The organism is Rhizomicrobium sp., from assembly GCF_056722145.1.
Map to the genome: position 1 here is coordinate 1 of NZ_JBWZET010000241.1, position 6,312 is coordinate 6,312.

Here is a 6,312-nt window from a genome sequence, read left to right on the forward strand (position 1 = left end):
TCTCACTTCTTCTTTTCGATAAAGCCGCCGCCGAGGGCGCGGATGAGGGCGATGTCGTGGGCGAACGCCTGGGCTTCGAGATCGGCCACCGCCATGCGGATCGCGAGCAGGCGGTCTTCCACCGTCAGCACATCGATGTAGCGGGCGAGGCCGGCGTCGTAGCGGGTCTTGATCACGCGATAGGCGTTCTCGCTGTCGCTGAGCGCCTTCTTGGCATGGACAAGCTGGTTTTCCAGCGCCTTGCGGTCGCCATAGGCGTCGGCGACTTCGCGCAGCGCCCCGGCCAGCGTCTTGTCGTAGAGCGCCACGGCGGCGTCGTACTTGGCGCGGGAAGCGCGGTAGATCGCGTCGTTGCGGCCGTAGTCGAAGATCGGCAAGCGCAGCGCCGGGCCGATCCCGGCCATCTCCGACGAATTGCGCAGCAGGTATTTCGCATCGAGCGTGCCGAGGCCGTACATGCCGGTGAGATCGATGTTGGGATAGAAGTTCGCGTGTGCCGCATCGATGCCGTAGCCGGCGGCTTCGGCGTTCTTGCGCGCGGCGACGATATCCGGACGCCGTCCGATCAAATCGGCCGCGATCGCGGTGGGCAAACCGTTCGAGCGCAAGGGATGGGTGTTGGCGGGCGTGATGGCAAGCCCGTAATCGGGGCCTTTGCCGGCCAGCGCGGCGATAGCGTGGCGGACGCGGTCCACCGTCGCCTTCACCGCCTCAAGCTGCACCTTGGCCGCTTCCACTTGGGCGCGGGCCTGGCTGAGCGAGGCTTCGTTCTCGAGCCCGGATTTGAAGCGCTTTTCGACCAGATCGGCGCTTTGCGTGCGGACGTCGACGGCGTTTTCGCAGGTCGCCTGATCGGCAAAGAGCTGGGTCAGAATGGCGTAATAGGTCGCCATGCCGGCGGCGATCTGCAGTTTCGCGGAGGCTTCGTCGGCGCGGGCGGCCTCGGCGACCGAGAGCGCGGCGCGGAAATTGGCGTGGTTCTTCCCGAACAGGTCGAGCTGGTACTGCATCCCCAGCGACAGTGCCGCCATATTGTGCACGCCCTTGGGCAGATTGGCCTCGAACATCTGGCCGAGCGGGGTGTTGGGAATGCCGATGTTCTGGGTGATCTCGGTTTCCATCGCGGTTGCGTCGCCGACCACGGTCGGCCACAGCAGCGATTCATTGATGTCGGCCATTGCCTCAGCGGCATGCACGCGGGCGGCGGCCATCTTGAGGTCGGGCGAATCCTTCAGCGTATCGGCGATGAGGCGGTCGAGCTGCGGGTCCTGATAGGCGGTCCACCACGCTTCCACCGGCCATTCGGCGGCTGGAGACGCGAGACTTTTGGCCGATTCGAATGCCGCAGGCGCGGCCATTTCAGGCGTAGGACCAAGGTCAGGCGCGCAACCGGACAGCGAGAGCGCGACCAGACCGGCGAGAACAGCACTGCTGTTCAGGGCGTTTCGGCGCAAATAGGCCATTGGCTCCCCGCCATGTGTACGATACAGTACGGTACAAACACGAAGTTGACGGCAGAGTCAAGGTAGGGTCAGAAAGGACCATGGAAAATCTGGACGCCAAGAAGCTGACGCCCGATACGCGTCGCGGCCATATCCTGGACATCGCCCACGCGGCGTTCATCCGCGAGGGCTATGCCGGCACGTCGATGTCGCGCATCGCGGCCTTGCTCGGCGGGTCGAAGACGACGCTATACAATTATTTCGAATCCAAGAAAGAGCTGTTCGTCGCCGTCGCCGATCGCGAATGCGCCAAGCTGTTCGATCAGATTTTCGTCGCCTCCGAGATTGCCGGCGATTTCCGCGACCGCGTGCTCGAACTGGCGCGGCGGATGCTCGGCACCATGCTGGCCGACGACATGATCGCCGCCTATCGCCTGATCGTCGCCGAGTCGGGGCGCTTCCCCGAGATCGGCCACGCCATGCACGACATCGCGCTCAGGCGCGGAACGCAGCATCTGGCGGCGTTTTTCAAGCGCGCGATGGAGGCCGGCGAGATGCGCGAGGTCAATCCCAAGATGGCGGCCGAGCAGTTCCTCGATCTCGCCTCGGGCACGCTGCACAAGATCCGGCTATGGAACGTGGCACCGACGATCGAGGCCGCGCGCATGGCGCAGGAGGCCGAACGCATCGCCGCCACCTTCCTCGCCGCGTTCGGCAACGACAGCCTCAGCCGCGAGGCGCGGAGATATTCAGGGTACTGATTGTTACCTCTACCCTTGTGGGAGAGGGCGCAAAATCTTGCACTTAGCGGCGCGCAAGAATCCCGACGCTGAATTGACTCGCCGCTAAGCGCTAGATTTTGCGGGTGAGGGGGCAGAGGCACGATCCCCCTCACCTGAAAAATCATCGCCGTTAGCGTTGCGCCAATCGTGCGTGCTCGGCCATCGCCACGGCGCAACGCTAACGCCGTGATTTTTCTTCCTCTCCCACAAGGGGAGAGGAAAACCGCTTTGGGAAGAAAGAGATTGCAAGGGCGGCTTGGCAGTTTTTTTGGGGAAACGTGCCTACGCGGGTTACGCGCCGCCGCCCTTGCAGTCATCGCGGGCTTGCGCCGGCGAAGAATGGATCACTCATTGACTGTACTGTACAGTACAGTAGACTATGCGGCGCCAAAGTCAAGCGAAAACTCTTACGTTCGGGCAGCCACGGAGGTTAAACAGGCGCCATGGTTATGGTGGAGGGCAGGAAGCCCAGACCCGACGAGCGTCGCGCCGCGATCCTGGATATCGCGCGGGAGGCTTTTTTGCAGGACGGCTATTCGGGCACGTCGATGTCGCGCATCGCGGCCTTGGTCGGTGGCTCGAAGGCGACGCTGTACAGCTATTTCCCGTCGAAGAAAGATCTGTTCGTCGCGGTCATCGATCGCGAAACGACCGGTCTTTACGATCGCATCTTCAATATGAAACTGACCGCTGAGGAGCCGCACGCCGCGATCACCGAGCTGGTCCGCCGCTGCCTCGATGGCCTGCTCAGCGATACCATCGTATCGGGCTACCGCCTGATCATCGCCGAGGCCGGCCGGTTTCCGGAAATCGGCAAGACGACTTACGAACTCGCGGTGCGCCGCGGCCTGGAGCGAATCGCCCGCTTTTTCGCCAAGGCGGTTCAGGACGGCACGCTGCGCCCCTGCAATCCGCACGAAGCGGCCGACACCTTTCTCGACCTTACCGCCGGCAACCTGCACACGCAGCGCCTGTGGAATTCGATCGAAGCCCTCGACGGACCGGCGCTGGATGCCGAAACACGCCGGATTACTGCGGTCTTTCTCGCAGCTTACGGGAACGAGGAGTTAAGTCGCACGGCGCGGGATGCGAACCGGGGTTGACTGTGACTTTGGCGCGCGGAAGGCGGCGTCAACAGAGCTGTGCTTGACTTAAGGTACGCCGCTTGATTTGTCTCGCCCCGCTTCGAGGACCGTCGCATTATCGCGGCAGCAACTCGACTTAAGGCTTTTATCGGATGACGCGCGCATTCCTTTTCCCCGGGCAGGGAAGTCAGGCCGTCGGTATGGGCAAGGTGCTGGCCGATGCCTTCGCCTCGGCCCGGGACGTTTTTCAGGAAGTCGACGAAGCCCTGTCGCAGAATCTCTCCCGGTTGATGTGGGAAGGCCCCGAGTCCGATCTCGTCCTGACGGCCAACGCCCAGCCGGCAATCATGGCCGCTTCCATCGCCGTCGTGCGCGTGATGCAGCGCGAGGCCGGGCTTGAGCTTCATACCCACGGCAAACTCGTCGCCGGCCATTCGTTGGGCGAATATACCGCCCTGTGCGCTGCCGGCGCCTTCAGCCTCGCCGATACGGCGCGCCTGTTGAAGATCCGCGGCACCGCGATGCAGTCGGCCGTGCCGGTCGGCGAGGGCGCCATGTTCGCGCTGATCGGGGCCGACGTGGCGCTGGCCGAAGAGGTCGCTGCCGAAGCCGTCGCCGACGCCGTCGAATCGAATCCGGTCTGCGTCGTCGCCAACGACAATGCCCCCGGACAGGTCGTGATCTCCGGCCTCAAGGCCACCGTCACCCGCGCCGGTGAACTCGCCAAGGCCAAAGGCGTCAAGCGCGCTCTGCCGCTCGCCGTTTCTGCGCCCTTCCATTGCCCGCTGATGCAGCCCGCCGCCGACAAGATGGCCGAGGCGCTGGCGGCCGTGACCATTCGCCCGCCGGTCGTGCCGGTGGTGGCCAATGTCACCGCGCTGCCGACCAGCGAACCCGAAACCATCCGCCGCCAACTGGTGGAACAGGTCACCGGCCGCGTCCGCTGGCGCGAGAGCGTGTTGTCGTTCCGCGGCCTCGGTGTGGAGACCACCGTCGAATTCGGCGGCAACAAGGTCCTCACCGGCATGGTCAAACGCATCGACAAGGATCTGGCCAACGTCAGCCTTGATGCCCCCGCCGACATCGAAGCTTTCGCGAGGACCCTGTAAATGTTCGATCTGACCGGCAAGGTCGCTCTCGTCACCGGTGCGTCCGGCGGTATCGGCGGCGCCATCGCCAGGGCGCTGCATGCCCAGGGCGCCACCGTGGTGCTGTCCGGCACCCGCGCCGACGCACTCGCGGCGTTGAAGGCGGAATTGGGCGAGCGGGCGTTCGTCGCCATCTGCAATCTCGCCGATTCGGCCTCGGTGGAAGCCCTGCCGAAAGCGGCCGAGGCTGCCGCTGGGGCACCGATCGACATCCTCGTCAACAATGCCGGCGTCACCAAAGACAACCTGTCGATGCGGATGAAGGATGAGGAATGGGAGACGGTCATCGCCGTCGATCTCACGGCCGCCTTCCGACTCAGCCGTGCCGTGCTGCGCGGCATGATGAAGAAGCGCTGGGGCCGCATCATTTCGGTGACCTCGGTCATCGGTTCGACCGGTAACCCGGGTCAGTGCAATTATGCCGCGGCCAAGGCGGGCCTGGTCGGCATGTCGAAATCGATCGCCTACGAGGTCGCCAGCCGTGGCGTCACCGTCAATTGCGTCGCCCCCGGATTCATCGGAACGCCGATGACCGATGTGCTCGCCGATGCGCAGAAACAGGCCATATCCGCGAAAATTCCCGCGTCCCGCATGGGCGAGCCGAAGGAAATCGCCGCCGCCGTCGTCTATCTGGCGAGCGAGGAAGCGGCCTATGTGACCGGCCAGACGGTGCACGTCAACGGCGGTCTCGCTATGGTTTAGTTGCGAATTCAATCACTTAGTGCCTGTGGCGGTCGGTGAGTCTTTGTGTTACGAAACTGCCAACCCCCACTAGGATTTCGTCAGTGAGGGCCCTTGCCGCGGGCCATGTCCAACGCAAGCGCGGCGTGAAAAATGAAGGAAAGGCTTAGACAAGCAATGAGCGATACTGCCGAACGCGTGAAGAAGATCGTCATCGAGCATCTTAACGTGGATGCCGAGAAGGTCACCGACACAGCGTCGTTCATCGAAGACCTCGGCGCCGACAGCTTGGACACGGTCGAACTGGTTATGGCGTTCGAAGAGGAATTCGGGATCGAAATTCCCGACGACGCGGCCGAGTCGATCGTGACCGTTGGTGACGCCGTCAAGTACATCGACAAGGCCAACGCCTGACACCATCGATCGGGAGGCGCAGCGCCTGCGCCGGTTTTCAGATGCGTAGAGTCGTAGTGACTGGGCTGGGGCTCGTCACGCCGCTGGCAAGTGGCGTGGAAGGTACCTGGGAGCGCCTCGTTGCCGGGCAATCAGGCGCGCGGCGCATCGAGAAATTCAATACCGACGATCTTGCTACCAAGATCGCCTGTATGGTCCCGAAGGGCGACGGCACGAACCACACGTTCAACGCCGACGCCTGGGTGGATGCCAAAGAGCAGCGCAAGGTCGACGAGTTCATCGTCTTCGGCCTTGCCGCCGCACAGCAGGCGGTCACCGACTCCGGCTGGGTGCCTCAGAGCGAGGAAGACAAACAGCGCTCCGGGATCATGATCGGCTCGGGTATCGGCGGCCTTGAAGGCATTGCCGAGACCACGCTGCTCATGGCCGAGAAGGGACCCCGCCGGGTGTCGCCCTTCTTCATTCCGGGACGGCTGATCAACCTCGTTGCGGGCTACGCCTCCATCCGGTTCGGCTACAAAGGTCCGAACTCGGCGGTGGTGACGGCCTGTGCGACCGGGGCCCATGCCATCGGCGATGCCGCGCGCATGATTGCGCTCGACGATGCCGACGTCATGCTGGCGGGCGGGGCGGAAGCCTCGATCTGCCGGATCGGTATCGCCGGGTTCAACGCCTGCCGGGCGATCGCCACCAAGTACAATGACACGCCCGAAAAGGCCTCGCGCCCTTACGACAAGGATCGCGACGGCTTCGTCATGGG

7 protein-coding genes are annotated in these 6,312 nt (G+C 63.7%); 6 read left to right on the forward strand and 1 reads right to left on the reverse strand.

The genetic code is table 11. The annotated features are described in order from the left end of the window. Positions 1–2: 2 nt before the first annotated feature. Positions 3–1,463 carry an efflux transporter outer membrane subunit gene (locus AC1P6P_RS13085; protein ID WP_481402887.1) on the reverse strand — a complete coding sequence of 487 codons (1,461 nt, stop codon included), beginning with the start codon at positions 1,461–1,463 and terminating at the stop codon, positions 3–5. 80 nt (positions 1,464–1,543) lie between these two features. Between AC1P6P_RS13085 and AC1P6P_RS13090 the strand changes: the two genes are divergently transcribed. The 6 genes from AC1P6P_RS13090 to AC1P6P_RS13115 form a co-directional block, all read left to right on the forward strand. Continuing rightward, on the forward strand, positions 1,544–2,203 hold the full coding sequence (locus tag AC1P6P_RS13090; protein ID WP_481402888.1) for a TetR/AcrR family transcriptional regulator: 660 nt from the start codon (positions 1,544–1,546) through the stop codon (positions 2,201–2,203). Between the two features lie 470 nt (positions 2,204–2,673). Continuing rightward, positions 2,674–3,327, forward strand: a complete 654-nt coding sequence (locus AC1P6P_RS13095) for a TetR/AcrR family transcriptional regulator (RefSeq protein WP_481402893.1) — start codon at positions 2,674–2,676, stop codon at positions 3,325–3,327. Between the two features lie 134 nt (positions 3,328–3,461). Continuing rightward, positions 3,462–4,418 carry an ACP S-malonyltransferase gene (gene fabD, locus AC1P6P_RS13100; RefSeq protein ID WP_481402889.1) on the forward strand — a complete coding sequence of 319 codons (957 nt, stop codon included), beginning with the start codon at positions 3,462–3,464 and terminating at the stop codon, positions 4,416–4,418. Continuing rightward, the gene (gene fabG / locus AC1P6P_RS13105) at positions 4,419–5,159 is read left to right on the forward strand and encodes a 3-oxoacyl-[acyl-carrier-protein] reductase (RefSeq protein ID WP_481402890.1); all 741 of its coding nucleotides are present in this window, start codon (positions 4,419–4,421) and stop codon (positions 5,157–5,159) included. A 156-nt stretch (positions 5,160–5,315) separates the two neighbouring features. Next, positions 5,316–5,552 carry an acyl carrier protein gene (locus AC1P6P_RS13110; RefSeq protein WP_481402891.1) on the forward strand — a complete coding sequence of 79 codons (237 nt, stop codon included), beginning with the start codon at positions 5,316–5,318 and terminating at the stop codon, positions 5,550–5,552. A gap of 41 nt (positions 5,553–5,593) precedes the next feature. Next, positions 5,594–6,312, forward strand: a 719-nt coding sequence (locus AC1P6P_RS13115; protein ID WP_481402892.1) for a beta-ketoacyl synthase N-terminal-like domain-containing protein, incomplete at its 3' end; no start/stop codon positions are given.

Coding starts and splice junctions, on each gene's coding strand:
- AC1P6P_RS13085 (WP_481402887.1), bottom strand. CDS start 1,463: ATGGCCTATTTGCGCCGAAACGCCCTGAACAGCAGTGCTGTTCTCGCC.
- AC1P6P_RS13090 (WP_481402888.1), top strand. CDS start 1,544: ATGGAAAATCTGGACGCCAAGAAGCTGACGCCCGATACGCGTCGCGGC.
- AC1P6P_RS13095 (WP_481402893.1), top strand. CDS start 2,674: ATGGTGGAGGGCAGGAAGCCCAGACCCGACGAGCGTCGCGCCGCGATC.
- fabD (WP_481402889.1), top strand. CDS start 3,462: ATGACGCGCGCATTCCTTTTCCCCGGGCAGGGAAGTCAGGCCGTCGGT.
- fabG (WP_481402890.1), top strand. CDS start 4,419: ATGTTCGATCTGACCGGCAAGGTCGCTCTCGTCACCGGTGCGTCCGGC.
- AC1P6P_RS13110 (WP_481402891.1), top strand. CDS start 5,316: ATGAGCGATACTGCCGAACGCGTGAAGAAGATCGTCATCGAGCATCTT.